The following is a 24,924-nucleotide window of genomic DNA, read 5'->3' as shown; positions in this document are numbered from 1 at the left end:
GCTGGGCTGCGCAGCAGCCCCAAAAGCAGCGACTCAATCAACCTGATTCATTAGGGTGTCGGGTTCGGAGGTCTGCTTCGCAGTCCAACGGGAGCAAGCTCCCTCGCCACAGATCGGCGTGGCTTCAAGTTTGCTCAATCCAACCCTAATTTCTTCAACCGATACCGCATCGACCGAAACGACAGCTTCAATCGCTGGGCTGCGGCGGTGCGGTTCCAGCGGGTTTCCTCCAGGGCCTGGAGGATGACTTTGCGTTCGACGTCTTCCAGATAGTCTTCCAGGTTGTCGACCCGCATCAGATCGGGGCTGGTGGCGTCGGTGATGCCATTGCCTTCGGCCAGGCGCAGGTCGTCGGCTTCGATCTGTTGGTGTTCGCAGAGGGTGTAGGCCCGTTCGAGCATGTTTTCCAGCTCGCGCACGTTGCCGGGGAAGCGGTAGTTTCGAAGAGCCTCAAGGGCCTGGGGATGGAGCCTGGCGGCGGGGTTGCCGGTGGTGGCTGCCAGACGCTGGAGCATGTGGTTGGCCAGCGGTTCGATGTCTTCGCGGCGTTCACGCAGGGGCGGGACGCGCAATTCGATGACGTTCAGGCGGTAGTACAGGTCCTGGCGAAAGCGCCCGGCGGCGACTTCGGCGTCCAGGTCCTTATGGGTGGCGCAGAGGATACGGACATCCACCACTTCCTCCTGCTGGCCGCCAACGGCGCGCACGGCTTTTTCCTGGATCGCCCGCAGCAGTTTGACCTGCATTGCCAAGGGCAGGTCAGCCACTTCATCGAGGAACAGGGTGCCACCATTGGCGGCCTGGAACAGACCGGGCTTGTCCTCGATGGCCCCGCTGAAGCTGCCTTTGCGATGGCCGAAAAACTCGCTTTCCATCAGTTCTGTCGGAATGGCCCCACAGTTGACCGGCACAAAACTCCGGTTGGAGCGGGGCCCTTGTTCGTGGATCAGCCGTGCCACCAGCTCCTTGCCACAGCCGGATTCCCCGCTGATGTACACCGGTGCCTGGCTGCGGGCGAGTTTTTCGATCTGTTTGCGCACGCTGCGCATCGGCGGGGAGTCGCCCAGGAGGCAGCGGTCGATGGTGGTCGGGACGGTGGCAGTCGGCAGGCGCAGGGCGCTGGTCACCAATTCCCGCAGCCGACCCAGGTCGACCGGTTTGGTCAGGAAGTCAAAAGCCCCGGCCTTGAGGGCGTCGATGGCGGTTTCCAGACTGCCGTAGGCAGTGATCATTGCCACGGGCAATTGCGGGAAGCGTTGTTGGATGTGCTGCACCAGTTCCAGGCCGGTGCCGTCGGGCAGGCGCATGTCGGTCAGGCACAGGTCGAAGGCTTCGTCCGCCAGCAGGGATTGGGCCTCGGCAAGATTCCTGGCGCTGCGGGTGTCGAGTTTCATCCGGCCCAGGGTGATGTCCAGGAGTTCGCGGATGTCCGGTTCGTCATCGACGATCAGGATCCGTTGCCGTGAGCGTGTATTCAAATCTGTTTCCGTCCGTGAGCAAAGGTGATGCGAAAGCAGCCGCCGCCTTGGCGTGGTTTGAAGTCTAGGCGGGCCTGGTTGCTTTCGCACAGCTCACGGGACAGATAGAGCCCAAGGCCTGTGCCCTGGCTGCTGGTGGTGAAGAACGGTTCGAACAGGTGCGCCTGCTGGTCCGGTGTCACGCCGGGGCCGTTGTCGAGGATGTCCAGCATGGGCAAGCGGCTGTAGGGATCGACGAACAGTTCCAGCCAGGCCTCGGCCTGTTCATGGGCCTGGGCACTGTGGCGCCAGGCATTGCGTAGCAGGTTGTCGAGCACCTGGGTCAATTGATCGGGGTCCATGAGCGTGACGTAGTCGCCCGGGGCGATGCTCAGATGCAATTGCTGGTGCGCGGCCATGCTTTCGCGGGCCTGTTGGACGAACTGTTCGAGCCAGGCCCGCAGGTCCAGGCGTTGAGGCGAGGTTTGCTGGCGCCGGGACAGTTGCAGGACGTTTTCAATGACGCGATTCATTCGTTGGGAGTGGTCTTGAATAATCTGCGTCAGACGCCGGTCGGCGTCGTTCAGTTCCTCGGACTCGCGCAGTAATTGCGCCGCGTGGCTGATTGCCCCCAGGGGGTTGCGGATTTCATGGGCGATGCCGGCAGTGAGGCGCCCCAGCGAGGCGAGTTTCAGTTGTTGGGCATGTTGGGCCACCTGGGCCAGGTCTTCGAGAAACACCAGGGTCTGATGCTGCTCGTTGTGCCCCAGGGCGATGAAGCTCGGCTGCAGGGTCAGGCCGCTGCCGGTGACGGTCAGGCTGGGTGGGCGCAGGCTGGGGTTGTTCAGCCATCCTTTCAGGCTGTCGACGAGGGCGGTGGAGTAGTCATCGATTGGCTGGCCGACCAGGTCGTGCATGCCCAACAGGTTCAAGGCGCTTTCGTTGGCCAGTTGCACCCGGCGTTGACGATCGAGCACCAGGATGCCGGTGCGCATGCGTTGCAGGATCAAGGCGTTGAGGGTTTCCAGGCTGGTCACCTCGCTGGCCCGCCGCTCGGCCAGGGTTTCGCTGGCTTCCAGTCGTCGGGTCAGGCCCTGCACCAGCAGCGCGGCGGCAAAGCACAGCGCACCGAGGGTACCGGCCTGCAAATAGCTGCCGGGAGGGTTCGAGTCGTTCAGGCCAAGGAAGAAACTAGAGCCGACGATGCCGATCGTGGCGACCGCGGCGATCAACAGGCCGATCCGGCCGCGCAACAGCGTATTGCCGATGGCCACCGAGACGATGAGCAGGTTGCCGATGGCACTGGGGGCACCGCCCGCGACGAAGAACAGCCACGACAGCAGCAGCACGTCGGTGAGCGCCAGGCCGAACAGCCGGGCCGGGCGGCGGGTGTTTTCCAGGAACACCACCAGCAGGATGTTCAGTACCAGGTACAACCAACTGCCACTGCGCAGCAGGTCGTCGTTGGCGAAGGCCAGCAGGCGGTTGTCCATGTTGCTGGAAATCAGCAGCACCAGGGTGATGCCGATGCTCAAGCGGTACAGGTGATAGAGACGCAGCAGGCGCTGCGTCTGTCTGACGCGGGGGCTTGAAGCCTCAGTGATCACGAGGGCCCGGGCCTTGCTCGAGGTGAGCCTGGCTGCAGTACCACTGTTGTTGGAGGGGGAGTGCCCGGTCACGCGGCAGGTGCACGCCACAATGGGCGCAACGCACCATGGGCGGCGCATCCTGTTCCCGGGAGGACTTTGCCGCGGAGGCCTTGGGCTTCACGTTGCGAAAGATCCATATGGCAGAGGCAACTACGGCGAACAAGATTATTAGACGAAGCATGATGGGCGGCTTTCTGGCGAGAGATGAGCCAGTTTAGCCAAGGACTGGAGCGGCGCACAGTTCAATAGGGACCAGGCATGAAAAAGGGAGACCGTCGGGTCTCCCTTTCTGTTGATGCCCTGTACTCAGTCGAACAGGCCGAAGGTCATGTAGCTGAACCAGGAGCGGTCGCTGGAGCTGCTCTCGGACTCCGGTTCTTCGATCACATCGCCATTCTCATCCTTGGGCTTGAGCTCGTTCGGAATGGCTTCCTTGGCATCCTGGAACTGACGCTGTACGTCCTGGTTGGCGCGGGTTTCACCCGGCGGCAGCGGTGGACGGGATTCGATCAGGCCCAGGGTCGCCTTGCTCAGCCATGAACGGTTGTCGGCTTCTGCAACGCGTGGGGTGAACTGGCCGTCGACCAGGGTAGGGTGGTCCGGGTAGTTCAGTTTCAGGGTTTCCAGGCTGCTGGCCGCCAGTTCGTCCAGGTGCAGGCGTTGGTACGCCTCGGTCATCACCGCCAGGCCGTCACCCACCGAAGGGGTTTCCTGGAAGTTTTCCACCACGTAGCGGCCACGGTTGGCGGCGGCGACGTAGGCCTGACGGGTCAGGTAGTAGTCGGCCACGTGGATCTCGTAGGAAGCCAGCAGGTTGCGCAGGTAGATCATGCGCTGCTTGGCATCCGGCGAGTAGCGGCTGTTGGGGAAGCGGCTGGTCAGCTGGGCGAACTCGTTGTACGAGTCGCGCGCGGCGCCCGGGTCACGCTTGGTCATGTCCAGCGGCAGGAAGCGCGCCAGCAGGCCGACATCCTGGTCGAAGGAGGTCAGGCCCTTGAGGTAGTAGGCGTAATCGACGTTCGGGTGCTGTGGATGCAGGCGAATGAAGCGTTCGGCAGCGGATTTCGCCGCTTCCGGCTCGGCGTTCTTGTAGTTGGCGTAGATCAGCTCCAGCTGGGCCTGATCGGCATAGCGACCGAACGGGTACCGCGACTCCAGGGCCTTGAGCTTGGCAGTGGCGCTGGTGTAGCTGTTGTTGTCCAAGTCTTTCTGCGCCTGTTGGTACAGTTCGACTTCGCTCAGGTTTTCGTCTACGACTTCCTTCGACGAGCAAGCAGCAGTCAATGCGAGGATGGCGATCAGCAGCAGGTGTTTCACTTGCATGGCGGCTTGCGTCCCTATGACGGCCGCTGTCTTGGGCGGGGCCGTCCTGTTATGATGAGCGCCCCGTTGAAAGCCTCGGGGCAAAAGACGCCGTATTTAACCACAAGCGCGCAGCCGAAACCAAAGGCTGTGCCGACGCCCAGTCCGAGCATGTCCGATAAAATAGAACTTCGCGCAGAGGTGCCGTCCGATTTGGGCGGCCAACGCCTCGATCAAGTCGCCGCCCAACTCTTCACCGAGCATTCGCGCTCGCGCCTTTCCGCCTGGATCAAGGACGGCCGCCTGACGGTGGATGGGGCGGTCATCCGTCCGCGCGACATCGTCCATGGCGGCGCCATCCTCGAGCTGACCGCCGAACAGGAGGCCCAGGGCGAATGGGTTGCCCAGGACATTGCCCTGGACATCGTCTATGAAGACGACGACATCCTGGTGATCAACAAGCCGGCGGGCCTGGTGGTGCATCCGGCCGCCGGTCACGCCGACGGCACCCTGCTCAATGCCCTGCTGCACCACGTGCCGGATATCGTCAATGTGCCCAGGGCCGGTATCGTGCATCGGCTCGACAAGGACACCACCGGTCTGATGGTAGTGGCCAAGACCATCCAGGCGCAGACCCAGCTGGTCGCACAACTGCAAAGCCGCAGTGTCAGCCGTATCTATGAATGCATCGTGATCGGCGTAGTGACCGCTGGCGGCAAGATCAACGCCCCCATCGGTCGTCACGGTCAGCAACGCCAGCGCATGGCGGTGATGGAGGGCGGCAAGCCGGCGGTCAGTCACTACCGCGTGCTTGAACGCTTCCGCTCCCACACCCATGTGCGGGTCAAGCTGGAAACCGGTCGTACCCACCAGATCCGCGTGCACATGGCCCACATCAACTTCCCGCTGGTGGGCGACCCGGCCTATGGCGGCCGCTTCCGCATTCCGCCGGCCGCCAGTGTGACCATGGTCGAATCCCTGAAGCACTTCCCGCGTCAGGCGCTGCATGCGCGTTTCCTGGAACTGGATCATCCGACCACCGGTAAGCGCATGAGCTGGGAGTCGCCGTTGCCGGATGACTTCGTCTGGCTGCTGACATTGCTCAAGCAGGACCGCGAGGCGTTCGTCGGATGAGTGACTGGCTGATACCCGACTGGCCCGCGCCGGCCCGGGTCAAGGCCTGCGTCACTACTCGTGCGGGCGGCGTCAGTGTGGCGCCGTTCGACAGCCTCAACCTCGGCGACCATGTCGATGACGACCCTGAAGCCGTCACCGAAAATCGGCGGCGTCTCACCGATCAGTTCGCCATCCGTCCGGCCTGGCTGCAGCAGGTCCATGGGATTGCCGTGGTCGAGGCCGACCCGACCCGGGTGGCGACCGCCGATGCCAGTTGGACCGCCACGCCGGGTATCGCCTGCACGGCGATGACGGCGGACTGCCTGCCCGTACTGTTCTGTAATCGCGCCGGTACGCGTGTCGCGGCCGCCCATGCCGGTTGGCGCGGGTTGGCGAACGGCGTACTGGAAGCCACCCTCGACAGCCTCGCAACGCCGGCGGATGAGATTCTCGCCTGGCTCGGCCCGGCCATCGGCCCACAGGCCTTCGAAGTCGGGCCGGAAGTGCGTGAAGCATTCATCGCGCACCTGCCCCAGGCGGTACAAGCCTTTGTGCCGAGCCACAACGCCGGCAAGTTCCTGGCCGACATCTATGCGCTGGCGCGCCTGCGGTTGGCCGCGCGGGGTGTCTCGGCGGTCTACGGCGGCGGGCTGTGCACCGTGACCGATCCCCGCTTCTTTTCCTACCGCCGCAGCCCGCGCACCGGTCGCTTCGCCTCCCTGGTCTGGATCGAACGGTAGAAGGCTGTTCGGCGTGCCACCGCTATCGCGAGCAGGCTCGCTCCCACAAGTCCGGCGGCGTCCATAATACTGCGTACACCGCAAATCCTCTGTGGGAGCGAGCCTGCTCGCGAAAGCGGTGTGTCAGCTAACCTTTAACTGATTGGCACACCGCTACCGCGAGCCGGCTCGCTTCCACAGGTCCTCGTTTGACTGATCTGTATCAAACAGGCCCTGCTTGAATCTTCCAGAATCGTCCACATCTATAACGGTATCTGGCAGGTTTCTTCATTCAGGATGTTTTTCGGTCCGGCCTGCTCAAAAGGAAGGTGACCTTATGCGTATTGACCGTTTAACCAGTAAGTTGCAATTGGCGCTGTCCGACGCCCAGTCCCTGGCCGTCGGCCTGGACCACCCGGGTATCGAACCGGCGCATTTGATGCAGGCCATGCTCGAACAGCAGGGCGGCTCCATCAAGCCTCTGCTGATGCAGGTGGGCTTCGACGTCAACAGCCTGCGAAAAGAACTGACGAAAGAACTCGACCAGTTGCCCAAGATCCAGAACCCGACTGGCGACGTGAACATGTCCCAGGACCTGGCGCGGCTGCTCAACCAGGCCGACCGCCTGGCCCAGCAGAAGGGCGACCAGTTCATTTCCAGCGAACTGGTGCTGCTCGCCGCCATGGACGAGAACAGCAAGCTGGGCAAGTTGCTGCTCGGCCAAGGCGTGAGCAAGAAAGCACTGGAGAATGCCATCAATAACCTGCGTGGTGGCGAGGCCGTCAACGATGCCAACCATGAAGAATCCCGGCAGGCGCTGGACAAATACACCGTTGACCTGACCAAGCGTGCCGAGGAAGGCAAGCTCGACCCGGTGATTGGCCGCGACGACGAGATCCGTCGCACGATCCAGGTGCTCCAACGTCGCACCAAGAACAACCCGGTGTTGATCGGTGAGCCTGGCGTGGGCAAGACCGCCATCGCCGAGGGCCTGGCCCAACGGATCATCAACGGTGAAGTGCCGGACGGCCTCAAGGGCAAGCGGTTGCTGTCCCTGGACATGGGGGCGCTGATCGCCGGTGCCAAGTATCGGGGCGAATTCGAAGAGCGGCTCAAGGCCCTGCTCAATGAGCTGTCGAAGCAGGAAGGGCAGATCATTCTGTTCATCGACGAATTGCACACCATGGTCGGCGCCGGCAAGGGCGAAGGCTCAATGGACGCCGGCAACATGCTCAAGCCCGCGCTGGCCCGTGGCGAGTTGCATTGCGTCGGCGCGACCACGCTTAACGAGTACCGCCAGTACATCGAGAAAGACGCAGCCCTCGAGCGGCGCTTCCAGAAAGTACTGGTGGACGAGCCGAGCGAAGAGGACACCATCGCTATCCTGCGTGGCCTCAAGGAGCGCTATGAAGTCCACCACAAGGTGGCCATCACTGACGGCGCGATCATCGCGGCGGCCAAGCTCAGCCACCGCTATATCACCGACCGTCAGTTGCCGGACAAGGCCATCGACCTGATCGACGAGGCCGCCAGTCGCATCCGCATGGAAATCGACTCCAAGCCGGAAGTGCTGGATCGCCTGGAGCGACGCCTGATCCAGCTCAAGGTCGAATCCCAGGCCCTGAAGAAAGAAAGCGACGAAGCGGCGAAGAAGCGCCTGGAGAGACTGCAGGAAGAAATCGTTCGTCACGAGCGCGAATATTCCGATCTCGAAGAAATCTGGAACTCAGAGAAAGCCGAAGTCCAAGGTTCGGCGCAGATCCAGCAAAAGATCGAACAGTCCCGCCAGGAGCTGGAAGCGGCCCGGCGCAAGGGCGATCTCAATCGCATGGCCGAGCTGCAATACGGGGTGATCCCGGACCTGGAGCGCAGCCTGCAGATGGTCGACCAACACGGCAAGAGTGAAAACCAGTTGCTGCGCAGCAAGGTCACCGAGGAAGAAATCGCCGAAGTGGTCTCCAAGTGGACCGGTATTCCGGTATCGAAGATGCTCGAAGGCGAGCGCGACAAGCTGTTGAAGATGGAAAGCCTGCTGCATCAGCGTGTGATCGGCCAGGAAGAAGCGGTCGTGGCGGTCGCCAATGCGGTGCGTCGGTCCCGTGCCGGGTTGTCGGACCCGAACCGGCCGAGTGGTTCGTTCATGTTCCTCGGCCCGACCGGTGTCGGTAAAACCGAGCTGTGCAAGGCGCTGGCCGAGTTCCTCTTCGACACCGAGGAAGCGATGGTCCGTATCGACATGTCCGAGTTCATGGAGAAGCACTCCGTGGCCCGGCTGATCGGCGCACCGCCGGGTTATGTCGGCTATGAGGAGGGCGGTTACCTGACCGAAGCCGTGCGCCGCAAGCCATACTCGGTAATTCTGCTCGATGAGGTCGAGAAGGCCCATCCGGATGTGTTCAACATCCTGCTGCAGGTGCTGGAAGATGGTCGTCTGACCGACAGCCACGGGCGCACGGTGGATTTCCGCAATACGGTGATCGTGATGACCTCCAACCTGGGGTCGGCGCAGATCCAGGAACTGGTGGGGGATCGCGAGGCACAACGGGCGGCGGTGATGGACGCGATTTCTACCCACTTCCGGCCCGAGTTCATCAACCGGGTCGACGAAGTGGTGATCTTCGAGCCACTGGCCCGCGATCAGATTGCCGGCATTACCGAGATCCAGCTGGGTCGTCTGCGCAGCCGCCTCACCGAGCGCGAGCTGAAGCTGCAACTGAGCGATGAGGCCCTGGATAAGTTGATTGCCGTGGGCTACGACCCGGTCTATGGGGCACGGCCGTTGAAACGGGCCATCCAGCGCTGGATCGAAAACCCGTTGGCGCAGTTGATCCTGTCTGGTCGCTTCATGCCGGGTGAAACCGTAACCGGAACGGTGGAAAACGACGAAATCGTCTTCAACTGACAAGCTGCACCGTCGTTGACCGAATGGCCTCGCATTGCGAGGCCATTTTTTTCATCAGGCCGTTGAACTCAAAGGAAAAGGCTTGTAAAGTGCGCCCCGCAGTCAGTCACCCCCACGGGTTACTTCTCCCGGAGAAGGAATCCAAAATAAGTTGCAAATCATTGTCTTGAAAGCAATTTAAGGGGTTGACAGAGGTTTTTAAGATTGTAGAATAGCGCGCCTCAGACACACGAACGCAGCGATGCAGACGGGTAGAAGAGGTTGAAGCTGGCTTCAATCAGGCTTCAAGGTTGCAACTTGAAATATCAGTTCCGTGATAGCTCAGTCGGTAGAGCAAATGACTGTTAATCATTGGGTCCCAGGTTCGAGTCCTGGTCACGGAGCCATTTCAATCGGGGTATAGCGCAGTCCGGTAGCGCGCCTGCTTTGGGAGCAGGATGTCAGGAGTTCGAATCCCCTTACCCCGACCATATTTGGGTCGTTAGCTCAGTTGGTAGAGCAGTTGGCTTTTAACCAATTGGTCGTAGGTTCGAATCCCACACGACCCACCATTTTTGAGACCAGTTCGCTGGAATCGAATCTTAAGATCAGAGGCCAAAAGCGCTGATCGAGGAAGGCGACTTGAAAAGGTCGCCTTTTTATTACCGGGGTATAGCGCAGTCCGGTAGCGCGCCTGCTTTGGGAGCAGGATGTCAGGAGTTCGAATCCCCTTACCCCGACCATATTGAAAATCCCCGTATCGAAAGATATGGGGATTTTTTTTGTCTGCGCAAAAAGCGTTTGTAAGTCTTAAGTTATCGTACAACTTGCCGATAGCCCACCGACAGGGGCGTGGCCCCATCTCAGGCCAATAACAAAAAAGGCGCCCGTTATGTTTCTTCGTCAACTGAATATCGCCCCACGCGCGGCGCTGGGTTTTGCCCTGATCGCCGTGCTGGTGGCACTGCTCGGGATGTTTGCGCTGGGGCAGATGTCGAGCATCCGTGACAGTGAGGTCGCGGTGGAAACCCAGTGGCTACCGAGCATTCGCGGCGGTGACGAGATTCGTGAATGGATGCTGCGCATTCGTACCATCTCCCTGCGCATGGCCCTGGACCAGGACCCCAAGAACACTTCGGTCTACCGTGGGCAAATGGACGTCCGTGACAAGGAACTGAGCGAAAAAATCGCCAGTTACGAAAAGCTTGTCGTGACCCCTGAAGGCAAAGCGCTCTACGATCAGTTCAAGCAGACTTTTGCCGCCTACCGCGCGGGTATCGCGCAATCCTTCGTCCTCGCGGAGCAGGGGCGCCGCGACGAGCTGATCAAACTGCTGCTGGTGGACATGAAAACCGTCGTGGACGGCTCCGGCAAGCAGCTCAACGATCTGGCGGAACTGTTTTCCAAACAGGTGTCCATCGAGAGCCAGAAGTCCCAGGAGCACTACGCCAATTCCCGCATGATCGTCAGCCTCTTCATCGTGCTGGCCGCCCTGGCTACGGTGGCCCTGGCGATGTTACTGACACGCAGTATCGTCAAGCCCCTGGGTGAGGCGCTGAGCGCCGCAGAAAGCGTGGCTGACGGTGACCTGACCCGGCCGATCGAAACCCATGGTAACGACGAAGTGAGCCGTTTGCTCAAGGCCCTGGCGACCATGCAGAAAAACCTGCGCGATACGTTGCAGAGCATCAGTGGTTCGGCGGCGCAGCTGGCAACGGCAGCCGATGAACTGAACGCTGTCACCCTCGACAGCACCCAGAGCCTGCAACAGCAGAACAACGAAATCGAACAGGCCGCCACGGCCGTGACCGAAATGACCACCGCCGTAGAGGAAGTGGCGCGCAACGCGGTTTCCACCTCCGACGCCACGCGCCAGTCCAGTGAGTCGGCATCGCTTGGACAGCAGCGGGTCAGCGACACGGTTGAGGCGATTGGCGCCCTCGCCAGCGACGTGCAGGTGACGGGTGGGCTGGTGCAGTCCCTGGCCAACCAGTCGCAGGATATCGGTAAGGTCCTGGACGTGATCCGGGCCATTGCCGAGCAAACCAATTTGCTGGCCCTCAACGCGGCCATTGAAGCGGCCCGGGCCGGCGAAAGCGGTCGTGGGTTTGCGGTGGTGGCTGATGAAGTGCGAGCGCTGGCTTATCGCACGCAGCAATCGACCCAGGAAATCGAACAGATGGTCCAAGGCATGCGCAGCGGCGCCACCCAGGCCCTGGATTCCATGCAGGCCAGCTCGACGCGCGCCGCCAGCACCCTGGCGATGGCCGAACGGGCGGGGGAGGCGTTGCAGACCATCACCACGTCGGTCAGCGAAATCCACGAGCGCAACCTGGTGATCGCCAGCGCCGCGGAAGAGCAGGCCCAGGTGGCCCGCGAGGTTGATCGCAACCTGGTGAACATCCGTGATCTGTCGGTGCGCTCGGCCACTGGCGCAGACCAGACCAGTGCATCCAGCCATGAGCTGTCGCAGCTGGCAAACTCGTTGCGCACGATGGTGCAGCGGTTTCAGGTTTGAGTGTAGGGTTGTAGATCTGCGCCGACGGCACCGCCGTCTTCGCGAGCAGGCTCGCTCCCACATGGGGGCCGGGGGATGCAGTATTTGTGTACGCCACCAAACCCGGTGGGAGCCGGGCTTGTCCGCGAAGGCGGCGGTACATTCAACCTCTAAGTGACAGGTCCATCGTTTTCGCGAGCAAGCTCGCTCCCACATCGGATCTGCATGTGCGCGGTATCTGCATACGCCACCAAACCCTGTGGGAGCGAGCCTGCTCGCGAAAGCGGTGTGTCAGGCCACTGCTATTTTCAGTGCAACTTGAGCCGCGGCTCGGTCCCGCGTCCGATCTTGCTGCCCAGCATCAACATGGCCGTACGGAACATTCCATACAACGCCATCTGGTGCATGCGGTACAGCGACACGTAGAACATCCGCGCCAGCCAGCCTTCGAGCATCACGCTGCCGGTGAGATTACCCATCAGGTTGCCCACCGCCGAGAACCTCGACAGCGAGATCAGCGAGCCGTAGTCGGTGTACTTGTAATGCGGCAACGCCTTGCCTTCGATCCGCAGCTTCAAAGACTTGGCCAACAGCGATGCCTGCTGGTGCGCCGCCTGGGCGCGGGGCGGTACGTTGCGGTCGCTGCCTGGTTGCGGACAGGCGGCGCAGTCGCCGAAGGCGAAGATGTTTTCGTCGCGGGTGGTCTGCAGGGTCGGCAATACGTGCAGCTGGTTGATCCGGTTGGTCTCCAGCCCGTCGATGTCCTTGAGGAAGTCCGGTGCGCGAATCCCGGCGGCCCAGACTTTCAGGCTGGCATCGATCACCTTGCCATCGACGGTGATCAGGCTGTCGGCCGTCACCTGGCCGACCGCGGCGTTGGTCATGACATTGACCCCGAGCTTTTCCAGGGTCTTGTGCACAGGCCCGCCGATACGCTCCGGCAAGGCCGGCAGCACCCGTGGCCCGGCTTCGATCAGGGTGATGTGCATGTTCTCCGGCTTGATCCGGTCCAGGCCATAGGCCGCCAGCTCATGGGCGGCGTTATGCAACTCGGCCGCCAGTTCGACGCCAGTGGCGCCGGCACCGACGATGGCAACGCTGATCCGCTCGACAGCATCGGCCTGACCGGCGTGGGCCCGCAGGTAATGATTGAGCAGTTGCTGGTGGAAGCGCTCGGCCTGTTTGCGGGTATCGAGGAACAGGCAATGCTGCGCCGCGCCCTCGGTGCCGAAGTCGTTGGTGGTGCTGCCGACGGCAATCACCAGGGTGTCGTAGCCCAGCACGCGGGCCGGCAGCAGTTCCACGCCGGCTTCGTCGTAGGTGGCTGCCAGCTGGATACGCTTGCGTTCGCGGTCCAGGCCGCTCATGCGCCCGAGCTGGAACTCGAAGTGGTTCCATTTCGCCTGGGCGACGTAGTTGAGTTCGTCTTCGGAGGAGTTCAGGGAGCCCGCCGCCACTTCGTGCAGCAGGGGTTTCCAGATGTGCGTCAGGTTCGCGTCGACCAGCATCACACTGGCCGTGCCACGCTTGCCCAGGGTCTTACCCAGACGGGTAGCCAACTCCAGGCCGCCGGCGCCGCCGCCAACGATGACAATACGATGAGTCATGGGGATATCTCGCAAGGCTAAAGGAAATCGGTGCAGTTACCCTCGCGAGCGCCAGTGTCGTATCCCTCGATGGCAGGCAGCTCATAGCGTCAGGTAACTGATCAGTCGGCTCAACAGGCCCAGGCCGATCGTCACGGCCAGCACCACCACCAGGAGCATCCACGGCCGGAAAGGCCGGCGCTCGACTCGGTGCTGGGACAATTGCAGGTACTCTTCGACATGCTTCTGGTCGTCAGGGTTCAGGCGGCTGGTCATAAAGGCCTCGTCAGGTAGACGTTGCGAAGTGTGCGTACGTTACAGGGGATTGCTTGCGGCTGCGAACAGCATAGCCGCCAGGTATCGGATGCGATGATGATTCACAGGCTGATCCCCACATCGAACACGATGCTGCGCCCCAGGTTGCCACGCAGGAAATCCGGCGCATCGGGATGGGCGAACAACACCCGGGCGAAGGTCGGCCCCACCAGCGACAGCGAGCGCCAGCCCTGGCGCAGGTATTCGGTTGGCGGCGGGAAATGGCTGTTGAGATCCAGCACTTCGCGCTTGAGGCTGGCGAAGGCAATGATATCCAGCTCTCCCAGGTCCATGCCGCGTTCGGTGTAGTTGTGGGCTTTCTTGCGCAGGGTCGGCGCCAGCCTCAGCAGGAATTCATTGGCCGGAATCCGCCTGGGCTTGGCTTCGCGGCGCACCAGTTGGCTCAGGGAGAATGCACTGCGGCGGCGTTGCAGTTCGTCACGCCATTCGTCATTGAGCCGCCGGCCCTCGTCGAGGACGAAGAACACCTCGAAGTTGGCGTCACGGAACAACACGTCCGGCGGCTCCCCGGCGGGGGCGAATTCGTCGGCGCGGTAGGGCACGTTCAGCCCTTGCAGCAGTCGCTGGCAGACCCAACGCTCACGCTCCCATTTGCGGGCATTGGAGAGAAACGCGTTGGCTTGCTCGGCCGCGATGGTCAGCAGGCGTAAGTAATCGGAATCATCCATGAACTCAAGCTTAGCGTTCAATTGCGACAAGCTGGAAGCGTTGCGTTGATTAGTGGTTGTCCGGGGCGGTGTAGACTGCCGACATGAAACGACGGTAGCGAGGAAGATACCGTTTGCGGGCGAAGCCCTCAGGAGGGGGCTGCTGCGCCGAACGCGGACCGGCCCAGCGGGAGCAAGCTCCCTCGCCACGGAACTCAAGGGTTAAAAGGTGTAGTCCCTATGATCGGAGCCGAACTGCTTTCACCCCAGACGCTTGCGGTTGGCTGGCTGGTCTATGTCCCGGTGCTGGCCTGGGCGGTGTGGCGGGCGCCGTGGGTGGAGCTGTTTACCGACAGCCGTCGTCAGCATCTGCTATTCGGCACGGTGCTGGCGCTGTTCATGCTGTGGTTGGTGCGACGGGATTTCGATACCGGTGTGTCCTACCATTTCATCGGCATGACCGCTGTGACGCTGCTGCTGGACTGGCCGCTGGCGATCCTCGGTGGCCTCGTCGCCCAGCTTGCATTGGTGCTGCTGGGGCGTCAGGACATGGTCGCGCTGGGTGTGAACGGGGTGCTGTTGGTCTTGCTGCCGGTGCTGGTCACCGAATGCTGCGCGATCCTGGTGGAGCGTACCCAGCCGCGTAATCTGTTCGTGTATATCTTCTGCTCGGGGTTCCTCGCCGCGGCCCTGTCGGCATTGCTGTGCCTGCTGTTGGGACTGGGGCTGCTATGGTACGACGGCGTATTCGCCATGCCTTACTGGCTGAGCGATTTCATCGGCTACCTCTGGTTGATCATTTTCCCCGAAGCGTTCATCAACGGCATGGTGATCAGTGCATTGGTGGTGTTCAGCCCCGAATGGCTGGAAACCTTCAACCGCACGCGCTATCTGTCGGCACCCTGGAAGGATGACGACAAGTCTTGATGCATATCAAGGCCTTGCAGGCAGGCGCCGCTCATGCTCTGGAAAACTTCCAGGAGCACAGCGATGAGTGTTTATGAGTGGGCGAGACAAGAAATCAGGCGTAGTCACGATGCCGCCATGGAAATCGGTTTCGATCCGGGCCTGAGCCTGCGTGCCTTGCTCAGTGCGATCGTGCAGCAGAGCAAGACAGTGCGCAGTACCGAGGATCTGGCCGATGAGTTGAGCTTCCTGGCGGAAAATCTCGACGATAAACAGGACTACGGTTTCATGCGGCCTTAGTGATGTGAGCGGGGGTTGAAGTCTTCGCTGAACAGCTCGTCCTCGGCATCGGGGCTGACGGGGATCTTGTGTTCTTCCGACGCCCAGGCGCCGAGGTCGATGAGTTTGCAGCGGTCGGAACAGAATGGCCGGAACTTGCTCTCCGGAGTCCATTCGACAGGGGCGCCGCAGGTCGGGCAATCAACGGTTGGGATCTGGCTCATGATTGGCCTCCACGCAATGTAAGGTAAGAATGGTGCAAGCGTTCGACCTCGCTGTGCAGCCAAGCGAGGTCGCGGTCGTTGACCACCACGTCGTCGGCATGGTCCAGGCGATCCTGGCGACTGGATTGTGCCTTGAGGATCGCCTGGACCTGTTGTTCGCTGATCTGGTCGCGTTGCAAGGTCCGTTCGACCTGAAGTTGTTCAGGCGCGTCGATCACCAGGATGCGTTGGGTCATGGCGTACTGCCCTGACTCGATCAACAGCGGCGACACCAGGATGGCGTATGACGATCGGGCCTGGGCCAGGTGATGGGCAATTTCGTCGGCGATCAACGGGTGCAGCAGCGCCTCGAGCCAGCGGCGCTCATCGGCGTTCTCGAAAATCAGCTTGCGCAGGGCCGCGCGATCCAGCGTACCGTCGGCCTGAAGCACGTCCGGGCCGAAGTGTTCGGCGATTTTCGCCAGTGCCGGACGCCCCGGTTCGACTACCCAGCGCGCCGCATGGTCGGCGTCGACCACATGCACGCCCAGGTCTATGAAGTGCTGGGCCGCGGCACTTTTGCCGCTGCCGATACCGCCGGTCAGGCCGAGAATCCAGGGTTTTTCCACGGGATTGTTCATAAGGAAATCGTTAGAAACCGACAGAGTGCCAATAGAAGTCGGTTATTTGACCACCCCAGAGCAAGGCAATCCAGCCGGCAATGGCCAAATAGGGGCCGAAGGGGATCTGTGTCGACGCCGGAGCATTGCGCATGCGCAACATGACGACCCCGACCACGGCGCCCACCAGCGACGACAGCAGCAGCGTCAGTGGCAGGATCTGCCAGCCGCCCCAGGCCCCGAGCATCGCCAGCAGCTTGAAGTCGCCGTAGCCCATGCCTTCCTTGCCGGTGATCAACTTGAAGATCCAGAACACCGACCACAACGTCAGGTAGCCGGCCACTGCGCCCCACATCGCCTGGTTCAGCGAGACGAACAGCCCGAAGCTGTTGACGATCAGCCCCAGCCACAATAACGGCAGCACCAGTGTATCGGGCAGCAGTTGATGCTCGGCATCGATCAGGCTCATGCCCAGCAGGCCCCAGCTCAGGACCATCACCAGCGCGGCCTGCCAACCGAAGCCGAAATGCCAGGCGACGAATGCCGACAGTGCGCCGCAGGCCAGCTCGGTAAGAGGGTAACGGCGCCCGATGGGGGTGGCGCAACTGGAACAGCGGCCATGCAGTGCGAGGTAGCTGAACAACGGGATATTTTCCCAGGCCCGGATACGGTGGCCGCAGTGAGGGCATTGGGAATGGGGCAGCATCAGGTTGTAGACCGGGCCGGGCGTTTCGGCAGGCAGGCCCAGCAGGTCGTGGGCCTGTAGTCGCCATTCCCGGGTGAGCATCTTGGGCAGGCGCCACACCAGGACATTGAGGAAGCTGCCGACGATCAGCCCGAGCAAAAGCGCTGTCAGCACGAAGGCCATGGGATAAAGCACGAAAAATTCGCTCAGGGGCATGTCAGATCGCAGAGCCGAGTTGAAAGATGGGCAGGTACATGGCAACCACCAGACCGCCGACGACCACCCCCAGGATCACCATGATGAACGGTTCCATCAGGCTGGTGAGATTGTCCACCAGGTTGTCGACCTCGGCCTCATAGAAACTTGCCACCTTGTCGAGCATGTCGTCCAACGCCCCGGACTCCTCGCCGATGGCGGTCATCTGGATCGCCAGGTTGGGGAATATGCCTGAGGCGCGCATGGAAAAATTCAACTGCATGCCGGTCGAGACATCCTGCCGGATGCGCTGGACCGCACGTTTGAACACCACGTTGCCGGTGGCGCCGGAGACCGAGTCCAACGCCTCCACCAGTGGCACGCCGGCGGCGAAGGTGGTGGACAGTGTCCGGGCGTAGCGGGCTACCGCGGATTTGTACATCAGCGCGCCCACCAGCGGTAGCTTGAGCAGCCATTTATCGCGCCAGTCACGAAAGCCCTGGGAGCGCTTGAGCGCATACTTCACGCCAAAAAACGCACCCACTGCCCCGCCCAGCAGCAGCCACCATGAGTCTTGCATGAACTCAGACAGGCCGATGACCATCACGGTGAACGCAGGCAGTTTCGCGCCGAACCCGGCGAACACCGATTCGAATTGCGGCACCACCTTGACCAGCAGAATGCCGGTGACCACCGCCGCGACGACCACAACGGCCGCCGGATAGGTCATGGCTTTCTTGATCTTGGCCTTGAGGGCCTCGCTCTTTTCCTTGTAGGTCGCGACCCGGTCCAGCAAGGTGTCCAGGGCGCCGGCCTGTTCACCTGCGTCCACCAGGTTGCAGTACAGCTCATCGAAGTATTGCGGGCACTTGCGCAACGACGCGGCGAAACTGTTGCCTGCGGCGACCTCCTGTTTCACCTCGTCCACCAGCTTGCGCATGTTGGCATTGTCGAAGCCCTCGCCAATGATGTCGAAGGCTTGCAGCAGCGGGACACCGGCTTTGAGCATCGTCGCCATCTGGCGGGTGAAGAGGGCGATATCCAGTGGCTTGATGCGTTTGCCCTTGCTGAATATCGAGGTGGATTTCTTGCGTACCTTTTCCGGGTTGATGCCTTGTTTGCGCAATTGCGCCTTGACCAGGGCCGGGCTCTGGCCGGTCAGTTCACCGGACATCTTCATGCCTTTGCGGTCTTTGCCTTCCCAGGTGTAGGTGTCGGTTTTTACTGCCTTGACCGCCATGTTCAGTCCTTGGTGACCCGGTTGATTTCTTCCAGGCTGGTCACGCCTTGCATCACTTTCAGCAGCCCCGAAGTGCGCAGGTCGTTGAAACCGTCCTTGCGCATTTGCAGGTCGATTTCCAGGGAATTGCCCTCGGCCATGATCAGCCGTTGCAGTTCGGGCGTATTTTTAACCACTTCGTAAACCCCCACGCGTCCCTTGTAGCCACTGTTGCACTGTTCGCAACCGACCGGCTCATAGATCGTGAATGAGCCGATGCGTTCCTTGGGGAAGCCTTCCTTGAGCAGGGTTTCCTCGGGAATCTCCGTGGCTTTCTTGCATTGGCTGCACAGTTTTCGCGCCAGGCGCTGGGCGATGATCAGGTGGACCGCCGTGGCGATGTTGAAGCCGGGAATGCCCATGTTCTGCAAGCGGATCAAGGTTTCCGCGGCACTGTTGGTGTGCAGCGTGGAAAGCACCATGTGCCCGGTCTGGGCCGCCTTGATGGCGATTTCCGCCGTTTCCAGGTCGCGGATCTCACCCACCATGATCACGTCCGGATCCTGACGCAGGAACGAGCGCAGGGCCTGGGCAAAGTCCAGTCCCTGACGCGGATTCACGTTGACCTGGTTGATGCCTTCCATGTTGATTTCCACCGGGTCTTCGGCGGTGGAAATGTTGATGTCCACGGTGTTGAGGATGTTCAAGCCGGTGTAGAGCGAGACAGTCTTGCCCGAGCCGGTCGGCCCGGTCACCAGGATCAGCCCTTGTGGTTGCTTGAGGGCTGCGAGGTAGAGCTCCTTTTGATCCGGTTCGTAGCCCAGGGCATCGATGCCCATTTGCGCACTGGACGGGTCGAGGATCCGGATCACCACTTTTTCGCCCCAGAGCGTAGGCAGGGTATTGACCCGGAAATCGATGGACTTGGTTTTCGACAGGCGCATTTTCAACCGGCCGTCCTGCGGCTTGCGCCGCTCGGAAATATCCAGGCTGGCCATGACCTTCAGGCGCGCCGCGATGCGGGTGGCCAGTTGGGTCGGCGGCCTGGCCACTTCCCGCAACATGCCGTCGGTGCGCACCCGCACCCGGTAGGATTTTTCGTAAGGTTCGAAGTGCAGGTCGGAAGAGCCGCCCTTGATCGCGTCCAGCAGCATCTTGTTGACGAACCGCACCACCGGCGCGTCATCGGCGTCCTGACCGGCGATGGCGTCCTGTTTGCGATCGTCGTCCGACTCGATGTCCAGGCCATCGAGGTCGACATCGCCCATGCCTTCCAGGCCCGTGGTGCTGGATTCGAAAAACTTCTCGATGGCGTCGCTGAGTTTGTCGTCTTCCACCAGGATGGCTTCGGTGGTCAGGCCGGTACTGAACTGGATGTCGTTGATGGCCTGGTGGTTGGTGGGATCGGAGATGCCCACGAACAGCTTGTTGCCACGTCGCCACAGCGGCAGGGCATGGTGTTGCCGGACCAGTTTTTCACTGACCAGGCCGGTGGGCTGGCTTTCCTTGTCCAGGCTGTTGAGGTCCAGCAGGGCAACGCCGAAATGCTCCGAGGCGATTTCCGCAACCTGGCGACTCTGGACCAGCTTGTTCTGCACCAGATAGCTGACCAGGGGCATGCGGTTGCGTTGGGCTTGCTGCTGCGCCTGCTGCGCGCTTTGCTCGGTGATCAGCTCGGCCAGCACGAGTTGCTTGGTCAGGCCGCTGAGGGCGATGTCATTCATGGGGATACCGACTGCTGACAGTTCATGACTTATAGCCTAGTCAAGCATCGACGCCAAACCAGCGGGGTAGGGTGACAAAAAACGTCAGATAGTGCGGTTGTTGGGGTAGGACGTTGCCATTCTGCGGCCTGGTACCCCTGGCTGGCAGGGCCGCAAGGGTTGGCATGTGCCATGCACTATCCCCTCCAACCATGAGATTTCGCCTCATGTAATGGAGAGGTCTATGAGCAAGCAAAATGGTTTTACCTTGATCGAGCTGCTGATCGTCGTAGCGATCATCGGCATTCTGGCGACGTTTGCGTTGCCGCAATATTCCAAGTACCAGGCGCGTGCGAAGGCGACGGCAGGGTTGGCGGAAGTGTCCGCGCTGAAAGTGCCGTTCGAAGACGTCATGAATCAGGGGACCAACCCTACGTTAGCCAATATTGGCGGGACGACGCCAACCAGCAATTGCACGATGAGTGCTTCAGGTACCGCTTCGGACGGTACGGGCACAATATCATGCGCCCTGTTGAATGCGCCTTCTCCGGTACTTGGCAAGACCATCACAATGACCCGCTCGGCAGCTGGGGTCTGGACCTGTGCTTCGACGGCGGCCCAGGAATACCTGCCGGCTGGATGCACCGGTGCCGCTGCCGGTAGTTGAGGGCATGGCTTTGCGAGGAACCCCGCTTTGATTGCGGGGTTTTTACGTTCTGTTGCCAGTGAAACTAAAAAAGCTCGTTAATTCAGCCGTTTAAGAGGCCGAAAAACCCGCAACTTGCATGTACAGAATCAGTCGCTCATGCATTTTGCATGATCGAGCAAATCGACGCTTCGCTTAACTTGCTGATTTATAAGGGGTTATTTTATTCGTCAAAACTGGCACACCCTTCGCACTACTCCTGATAACCCTGCCGGGAGTCACCTCCGGCAGTTTCTGAGAAAAACAGGAGTTACTCGTATGAAGAAGTTCGCTATCACTGCCGCTACTGCTGCCGCACTGACCTTGACCATGGCTAACGCATTTGCCGAGACTGCTCAAGCGACCCAGGCTCCGATGATGTTGGCTGCTGGTGAAGTGACTAAAGCCAAGGAAGAAACCAAGGACACCTGGATCACCACCAAGGTCAAAGCCGATCTGGTGACCGAAAAAGGTATTCCAGGTTCCGATATCAAGGTTGAAACCAACAAAGGCGTTGTATCCCTGTCTTCGACCGTAGCCATTACCGAAGCTCAAAAGACCACCGCCGTGGCGATCGCCAAGAAAATCAAAGGCGTCAAAGCCGTATCGGCTGATGGCCTGAAGGCCGAATAAGGCCAAGACTTCTCGCCTGGACTGGGAGAGGGCGCGGCAAACGGGCTGTGTCATACGTTTGCCGTTGCTTTGGAGTTCATGCGAAAGGCCACAGGGACGTGGCCGCCACAGGCCCTCGGCGTTTGCCGGGGGCCTGTTTTATTTTGGATGTAAGTCAGCCGACCCTTGTATTGGCTGGTCTGCCGCCATCGCGAGCAGGCTCGCTCCCACATTGGTACTGGGTTGTTCCAAAAATGTACGCTCGGCGCCGATCCCCTGTGGGAGCGAGCCTGCTCGCGATAGCGGTATCATTGCCAGCCTCAGTGCCCACGCCGACTGGTGATCTGCACCAACCGATTACCCTCGAAGCGCAGGAACTGGTACATGCCGCTGTTGGGGCCGTAGGTCCATTCTTCCACCGGGTATTCCTCCCGGCGATTGACGCTGCGTTTGTAGCCCAGGTCGTCCCGCGCCACCGGTTGCCCGCACTTTTGCAGCACTTCGCTCGAACGGTCGCCAACGCTGATCAACTGGCTGCCGCAACGCAATGTGTCGGCAGCCGATGCATAGGGGGTGACGAGCAGTAAGCCCAGGCCGAGCCAGTAGAGACGCTTCATCCTATTCGGCATCCAGATGCAGAGGAGTGATCACACGCCCGTCGCTTTCGGCCTGGCCGAGGCTGGCGTCGATGAAGTAGACACGGTCATCGGCCAGTTGGCCCTTGTCCACCAGGAAATCCTTGATGCTGCTGGCCCGCTCCTGGCCCAGTTCGCGCAGCAGTACGTCGCTGCCGCTCCAGAACTTGATGACGCCTTCACGCAGTTTCTCGATGCGGGCCTTTTTATCCAGTTGTGCCCATTCGGCCGGCGGCTGGGTCTTGAGACGGGTTCGGTAGATGCCTTCCAGCAGCGGGGCCTTTTCATCTTCCGGTACCTGCAGCAGCGAGGCCTTGGCGGGAACCTTGTCGCCCCGGCGTTGCAGCATCTTGTAGTAGTTGTACTGGTATTCGCGTTCCAGGCGCTGGCCGGCGAGCAGCGGCCCGTCGCTGCTTTCGGCGGCGGTGCCTTCGATTTCCAGGCGCAATTCCGGACGCTTGGCTAACGCCTCGGAGAGCTTGAGCAGTACGCCTTCGTTTTCCGGGCTCAGGTCGCTGGAGCCCGGTGCGAAGGCCACACTGCCCAGGTCTTCCGAGCCACCGCCGGCCACCAGTCCGCCGATGAGTTTGAACGGCGCCTGGGCCGCTCGCACCACCAGGTTGCGCAGGGTCTGCCAGACAATCGGCATCACACTGAACTGCGGGTCATTGAGGTTGCCGGACACCGGCAGTTCGATGGAGATCCGGCCCTCGGAATCCTTCAGCAGCGCGACGGCCAATTTCAGCGGCAGACTCACGGCGTCCGGGCTGTCGACCTTTTCCCCCAGTTGCAGTTGCTCGACCACCACTTTGTTCTCGGCCTGGAGCTGACCCTTGGTGATCCGGTAATGCAGGTCGAGATTGAGTCGGCCCTTGCGGATGCGATAGCCGGCGAATTTGCCGGAGTAGGGCGTCAGCGTCGTCAGCTCGACCCGCTTGAAGCTGGTGGCGATATCGAGGCTTTCCATCGGGTTGAACGGGTTGAGTGCGCCCTTGATCGTTACCGGCGCATAGCGGTCGACCTTGCCCTTGACGTCCACGCTGGCCGGTTTGGCCTGGCGACTGTCGATGGTGCCGATCTGGCCGTTGAGCTGCTGGATGGCGGTGGCGAAATTCGGCGTCAGGCTGAAATCGGCGAAGTTGGCCGAACCGTCGTTGATGGCAATCGCGCCGACGTGGATACCCAGCGGTTTCTCCTGGGAGGCCGGTTTCGCTGCAGCGTTCTTGGTGCCGCTGTCCGCCGGCTGCGGGACCAGCAAGTCATCGACGTTGGTGGTGCGGTCGTCGTTGATCATGAAGCGAGCATAGGGCTGGAACAGGTTGACCTTGTCGATGGACAGGCTGTCGCCATGTTGATAGTTGAGACCTTCGAGCACCAGGCTCTGCCATTTGACGAAGTCACGGGTCTTGAGGGTGTCGAGGGTGTGCAGTTGGTCGACCTGGGCGCGACCGGTGACCGCGAAGGCCAGCGGCGCGGTGCTCTTGAGGTCGACCGCCAGGTCGCTGCCGAGCATCCCGGAGCGTAGCTCCAGGCGAATGAACGGGGTGATATAGGCCTGGGCGACACGCAGGTCGATGTCCTGGGTCTTGACCTTGAGCCGGGCGGTGATCGGGTTCAGATTGACTTCGCCATCGGCCAGGAGCTTGCCCTGTTTACCCACGCCACTATCGAGCTTGAGGGTAAAAGGCGAGCCGTTGAGGGTGTCGTAGTTCTGCAGGTCGAGGTTCAGCGGGCCGACGTCCAGTGCCACGGCGGGTTGCGCCTGGCGGTCGGCCAGGTGCACCCGGTAATCGCGCAACTGAACATCCTTCAACAGCACCTGCCACGGCTTGCCGGGTGCCTTTGGTTCGGGTTTGGGGGAATCGGCCGCTGCCGGAGCGGTTGCCGGCTCGACCTTGGCCTGCGGTTTTGCCGGCTGGCTGGCGAAGAGTTTCTGCCAGTCCAACTGGCCATCGGCCTCGCGTGCCGCCCAGGTTTCGAGCTTCTGGCTGCGGATCTTGCCTACGACCATCTGTTGCTTCGCCAGGTCCACCGTGGTTTCGCTGACATCCAGGCGTTCGAGTTTCGCCAGCGGACGGCCATCGGGGGCCTTGATGGCGAAAGGCGCGACGCTGACGGCCACGTTGTTGAGCAGCAGCTCGGTGCCCTTGGCCAGGTTGAGCTTGTAATCGGTGCTCAGGTTGAGAATGCCGTTCTCCAGCACCAGCGGTACCGCATCGCGGACGTAGGGCCACCAGAATTTCATCTGGCCATCGGTGACCTTGAGCTTGCCCTCGGACGCGATCGGCGAAAGGCTGAAATTACCGGTCCAGTCGATCTTCCCACCTTCGGGACCGGCAGCCACCAGGGTCATGTCGGCGCTGTCGTCGGGCAGGGTGCTGAGGTTCTTCAGCTCGAAATCCAGGGCGTCGTACAGGAATTCAATGGGTTCGCTGGGGCGAAGGTCCTGGAAATGGACATAACCGGTGGCCAGCTTGATCCGGTCGACCCGCAGGGGAAACGGCTTGGCCTCGGGATCGGCCGGGGTCGGCTCGCTGGGTGGCAACTTGAACAGGCCCAGGAGGTTCAACTGGCCGTCCTTGGCGAACACCACCTCGGTCCTGGGCTTGTCCAGCTCGATGTCGGCCAGGTGCAGCGCGCCGGACCAGAGGCTGTCGACCTGCAGGTTGGCGTACAGCCTTTCGAAGCCCACCTGCTCCTTGCCTGGTTCACCGATGTTCAGGCCCCAGACGGTGACTTCAAGGCTGAAAGGATTGAGTTCGATGCGCTGGATCTGGGCCGGTACTGTCGCATGGTTGGCCAGTTGCTGATTGGCGATTCGCAGGGCGATGCCTGGCAGTATCAGGAAACCCAGCAGGCTGTAGAGGGCCAGTGCGGTGAACAGGGCGCCGAGGGCGCGCAGCAATCCTTTGGGCATGTGTGGCTTCATCTGGTGGAATCGGAGTGCCTTGGAGTATGGCATGCGTTTACGGTTCCGAAGCCACTGGTATTT

At 61.2% G+C, this 24,924-nt stretch carries 22 protein-coding genes, 4 tRNA genes and 1 pseudogene; 13 read left to right on the top strand and 14 right to left on the bottom strand.

Annotation, left to right across the window (positions count from 1 at the left end; genetic code table 11):
* Positions 1 to 134 precede the first annotated feature (134 nt).
* The 4 genes from N005_RS00275 to N005_RS00265 all read right to left on the bottom strand — a co-directional run bounded on the left by N005_RS00275 (position 135) and on the right by N005_RS00265 (position 4,429).
* A complete protein-coding gene (locus N005_RS00275; protein ID WP_047698326.1) occupies positions 135 to 1,478 on the bottom strand; it encodes a sigma-54-dependent transcriptional regulator in 1,344 nt (447 codons plus the stop codon).
* Entirely contained in the window at positions 1,475 to 3,064 is a 1,590-nt protein-coding gene (locus N005_RS00270; protein WP_047698324.1) for a two-component system sensor histidine kinase NtrB, read from the bottom strand. The genes N005_RS00275 and N005_RS00270 overlap by 4 nt, the downstream gene beginning before the upstream one ends.
* The gene (locus N005_RS29590) at positions 3,054 to 3,287 is read right to left on the bottom strand and encodes a PP0621 family protein (protein ID WP_081993193.1); all 234 of its coding nucleotides are present in this window, start codon (positions 3,285 to 3,287) and stop codon (positions 3,054 to 3,056) included. The genes N005_RS00270 and N005_RS29590 overlap by 11 nt, the downstream gene beginning before the upstream one ends.
* A 125-nt stretch (positions 3,288 to 3,412) precedes the next feature.
* Positions 3,413 to 4,429 (bottom strand): outer membrane protein assembly factor BamD, encoded by a 1,017-nt coding sequence (locus tag N005_RS00265; RefSeq protein WP_047698322.1) that lies wholly within the window; start codon positions 4,427 to 4,429, stop codon positions 3,413 to 3,415.
* A gap of 150 nt (positions 4,430 to 4,579) precedes the next feature.
* Between N005_RS00265 and rluD the strand changes: the two genes are divergently transcribed.
* From rluD to N005_RS29870, 9 genes and pseudogenes are all read left to right on the top strand, one after another.
* Entirely contained in the window at positions 4,580 to 5,542 is a 963-nt protein-coding gene (gene rluD / locus N005_RS00260) for a 23S rRNA pseudouridine(1911/1915/1917) synthase RluD (protein ID WP_047698321.1), read from the top strand.
* Positions 5,539 to 6,264, top strand: coding sequence for a peptidoglycan editing factor PgeF (pgeF, locus tag N005_RS00255; protein WP_047698319.1), 726 nt, complete (start codon positions 5,539 to 5,541; stop codon positions 6,262 to 6,264). The genes rluD and pgeF overlap by 4 nt, the downstream gene beginning before the upstream one ends.
* A 316-nt stretch (positions 6,265 to 6,580) precedes the next feature.
* Complete coding sequence (gene clpB / locus N005_RS00250) at positions 6,581 to 9,145, top strand: ATP-dependent chaperone ClpB (protein WP_047698316.1); 2,565 nt, start codon at positions 6,581 to 6,583, stop codon at positions 9,143 to 9,145.
* A gap of 310 nt (positions 9,146 to 9,455) precedes the next feature.
* Positions 9,456 to 9,531 (top strand) — tRNA-Asn (locus N005_RS00245).
* A 7-nt stretch (positions 9,532 to 9,538) separates the two neighbouring features.
* Positions 9,539 to 9,615 (top strand) — tRNA-Pro (locus tag N005_RS00240).
* 5 nt (positions 9,616 to 9,620) lie between these two features.
* Positions 9,621 to 9,696, top strand: a tRNA-Lys gene (locus tag N005_RS00235).
* A 94-nt stretch (positions 9,697 to 9,790) separates the two neighbouring features.
* Positions 9,791 to 9,867 (top strand) — tRNA-Pro (locus N005_RS00230).
* Between the two features lie 149 nt (positions 9,868 to 10,016).
* A pseudogene (locus N005_RS29875) lies at positions 10,017 to 10,787 on the top strand (MCP four helix bundle domain-containing protein); the annotation flags it as partial.
* Complete coding sequence (locus tag N005_RS29870) at positions 10,779 to 11,642, top strand: methyl-accepting chemotaxis protein (protein WP_392397539.1); 864 nt, start codon at positions 10,779 to 10,781, stop codon at positions 11,640 to 11,642. The pseudogene N005_RS29875 and the gene N005_RS29870, both read left to right, overlap by 9 nt.
* A 287-nt stretch (positions 11,643 to 11,929) precedes the next feature.
* Here N005_RS29870 and N005_RS00220 read toward each other — a convergent pair whose 3' ends face one another.
* The 3 genes from N005_RS00220 to N005_RS00210 all read right to left on the bottom strand — a co-directional run bounded on the left by N005_RS00220 (position 11,930) and on the right by N005_RS00210 (position 14,211).
* Positions 11,930 to 13,228: an NAD(P)/FAD-dependent oxidoreductase gene (locus tag N005_RS00220; RefSeq protein WP_047698313.1), complete on the bottom strand. Its 1,299-nt coding sequence runs from the start codon at positions 13,226 to 13,228 to the stop codon at positions 11,930 to 11,932.
* Positions 13,229 to 13,309: 81 nt separating this feature from the next.
* Entirely contained in the window at positions 13,310 to 13,483 is a 174-nt protein-coding gene (locus N005_RS00215; protein ID WP_003185543.1) for a DUF3094 domain-containing protein, read from the bottom strand.
* A 101-nt stretch (positions 13,484 to 13,584) separates the two neighbouring features.
* Positions 13,585 to 14,211 carry a DUF1780 domain-containing protein gene (locus tag N005_RS00210; RefSeq protein ID WP_003185538.1) on the bottom strand — a complete coding sequence of 209 codons (627 nt, stop codon included), beginning with the start codon at positions 14,209 to 14,211 and terminating at the stop codon, positions 13,585 to 13,587.
* 219 nt (positions 14,212 to 14,430) lie between these two features.
* Here N005_RS00210 and N005_RS00205 point away from each other — a divergent pair, with 219 nt between their 5' ends.
* Together N005_RS00205 and N005_RS00200 are read left to right on the top strand one after the other, a co-directional pair.
* On the top strand, positions 14,431 to 15,117 hold the full coding sequence (locus N005_RS00205) for an energy-coupling factor ABC transporter permease (RefSeq protein WP_047698311.1): 687 nt from the start codon (positions 14,431 to 14,433) through the stop codon (positions 15,115 to 15,117).
* Between the two features lie 63 nt (positions 15,118 to 15,180).
* Positions 15,181 to 15,396, top strand: coding sequence for a hypothetical protein (locus N005_RS00200; protein WP_047698310.1), 216 nt, complete (start codon positions 15,181 to 15,183; stop codon positions 15,394 to 15,396).
* On the opposite strand, the gene yacG is transcribed toward N005_RS00200, so the two are convergent.
* From yacG to pilB, 5 genes are read right to left on the bottom strand one after another with little or no spacing between them, the layout of a single operon-like run.
* Positions 15,393 to 15,599: a DNA gyrase inhibitor YacG gene (yacG, locus tag N005_RS00195; protein WP_047698308.1), complete on the bottom strand. Its 207-nt coding sequence runs from the start codon at positions 15,597 to 15,599 to the stop codon at positions 15,393 to 15,395. The two genes, N005_RS00200 and yacG, sit on opposite strands and share 4 nt — an antisense overlap.
* Entirely contained in the window at positions 15,596 to 16,219 is a 624-nt protein-coding gene (coaE, locus tag N005_RS00190) for a dephospho-CoA kinase (protein ID WP_047698307.1), read from the bottom strand. Before coaE ends, yacG begins: the two co-directional genes overlap by 4 nt.
* A 10-nt stretch (positions 16,220 to 16,229) precedes the next feature.
* Entirely contained in the window at positions 16,230 to 17,099 is an 870-nt protein-coding gene (locus tag N005_RS00185) for a prepilin peptidase (RefSeq protein WP_047698305.1), read from the bottom strand.
* Between the two features lies 1 nt (position 17,100).
* Complete coding sequence (locus N005_RS00180) at positions 17,101 to 18,318, bottom strand: type II secretion system F family protein (protein ID WP_047698304.1); 1,218 nt, start codon at positions 18,316 to 18,318, stop codon at positions 17,101 to 17,103.
* Positions 18,319 to 18,320: 2 nt separating this feature from the next.
* Positions 18,321 to 20,021 carry a type IV-A pilus assembly ATPase PilB gene (pilB, locus tag N005_RS00175; RefSeq protein WP_047698302.1) on the bottom strand — a complete coding sequence of 567 codons (1,701 nt, stop codon included), beginning with the start codon at positions 20,019 to 20,021 and terminating at the stop codon, positions 18,321 to 18,323.
* Between the two features lie 223 nt (positions 20,022 to 20,244).
* Here pilB and N005_RS00170 point away from each other — a divergent pair, with 223 nt between their 5' ends.
* Both N005_RS00170 and N005_RS00165 read left to right on the top strand, forming a co-directional pair.
* The gene (locus tag N005_RS00170) at positions 20,245 to 20,667 is read left to right on the top strand and encodes a pilin (RefSeq protein ID WP_047698300.1); all 423 of its coding nucleotides are present in this window, start codon (positions 20,245 to 20,247) and stop codon (positions 20,665 to 20,667) included.
* Positions 20,668 to 20,964: 297 nt separating this feature from the next.
* On the top strand, positions 20,965 to 21,318 hold the full coding sequence (locus N005_RS00165) for a BON domain-containing protein (RefSeq protein ID WP_047698298.1): 354 nt from the start codon (positions 20,965 to 20,967) through the stop codon (positions 21,316 to 21,318).
* 299 nt (positions 21,319 to 21,617) lie between these two features.
* Here N005_RS00165 and N005_RS00160 read toward each other — a convergent pair whose 3' ends face one another.
* Both N005_RS00160 and N005_RS00155 read right to left on the bottom strand, forming a co-directional pair.
* The gene (locus tag N005_RS00160) at positions 21,618 to 21,914 is read right to left on the bottom strand and encodes a DUF2845 domain-containing protein (RefSeq protein WP_047698296.1); all 297 of its coding nucleotides are present in this window, start codon (positions 21,912 to 21,914) and stop codon (positions 21,618 to 21,620) included.
* 1 nt (position 21,915) lies between these two features.
* Positions 21,916 to 24,849 (bottom strand): DUF748 domain-containing protein, encoded by a 2,934-nt coding sequence (locus tag N005_RS00155; RefSeq protein WP_047698294.1) that lies wholly within the window; start codon positions 24,847 to 24,849, stop codon positions 21,916 to 21,918.
* Between the last annotated feature and the right edge of the window lie 75 nt (positions 24,850 to 24,924).

The sequence above is a fragment of the Pseudomonas mediterranea CFBP 5447 genome, from assembly GCF_000774145.1.
In the GTDB taxonomy this organism is placed as follows: Bacteria; Pseudomonadota; Gammaproteobacteria; order Pseudomonadales; family Pseudomonadaceae; genus Aquipseudomonas; species Aquipseudomonas mediterranea.
Note: the sequence above shows the minus strand (reverse complement) of the source record. Positions and strands in the feature narration are given on the sequence as shown.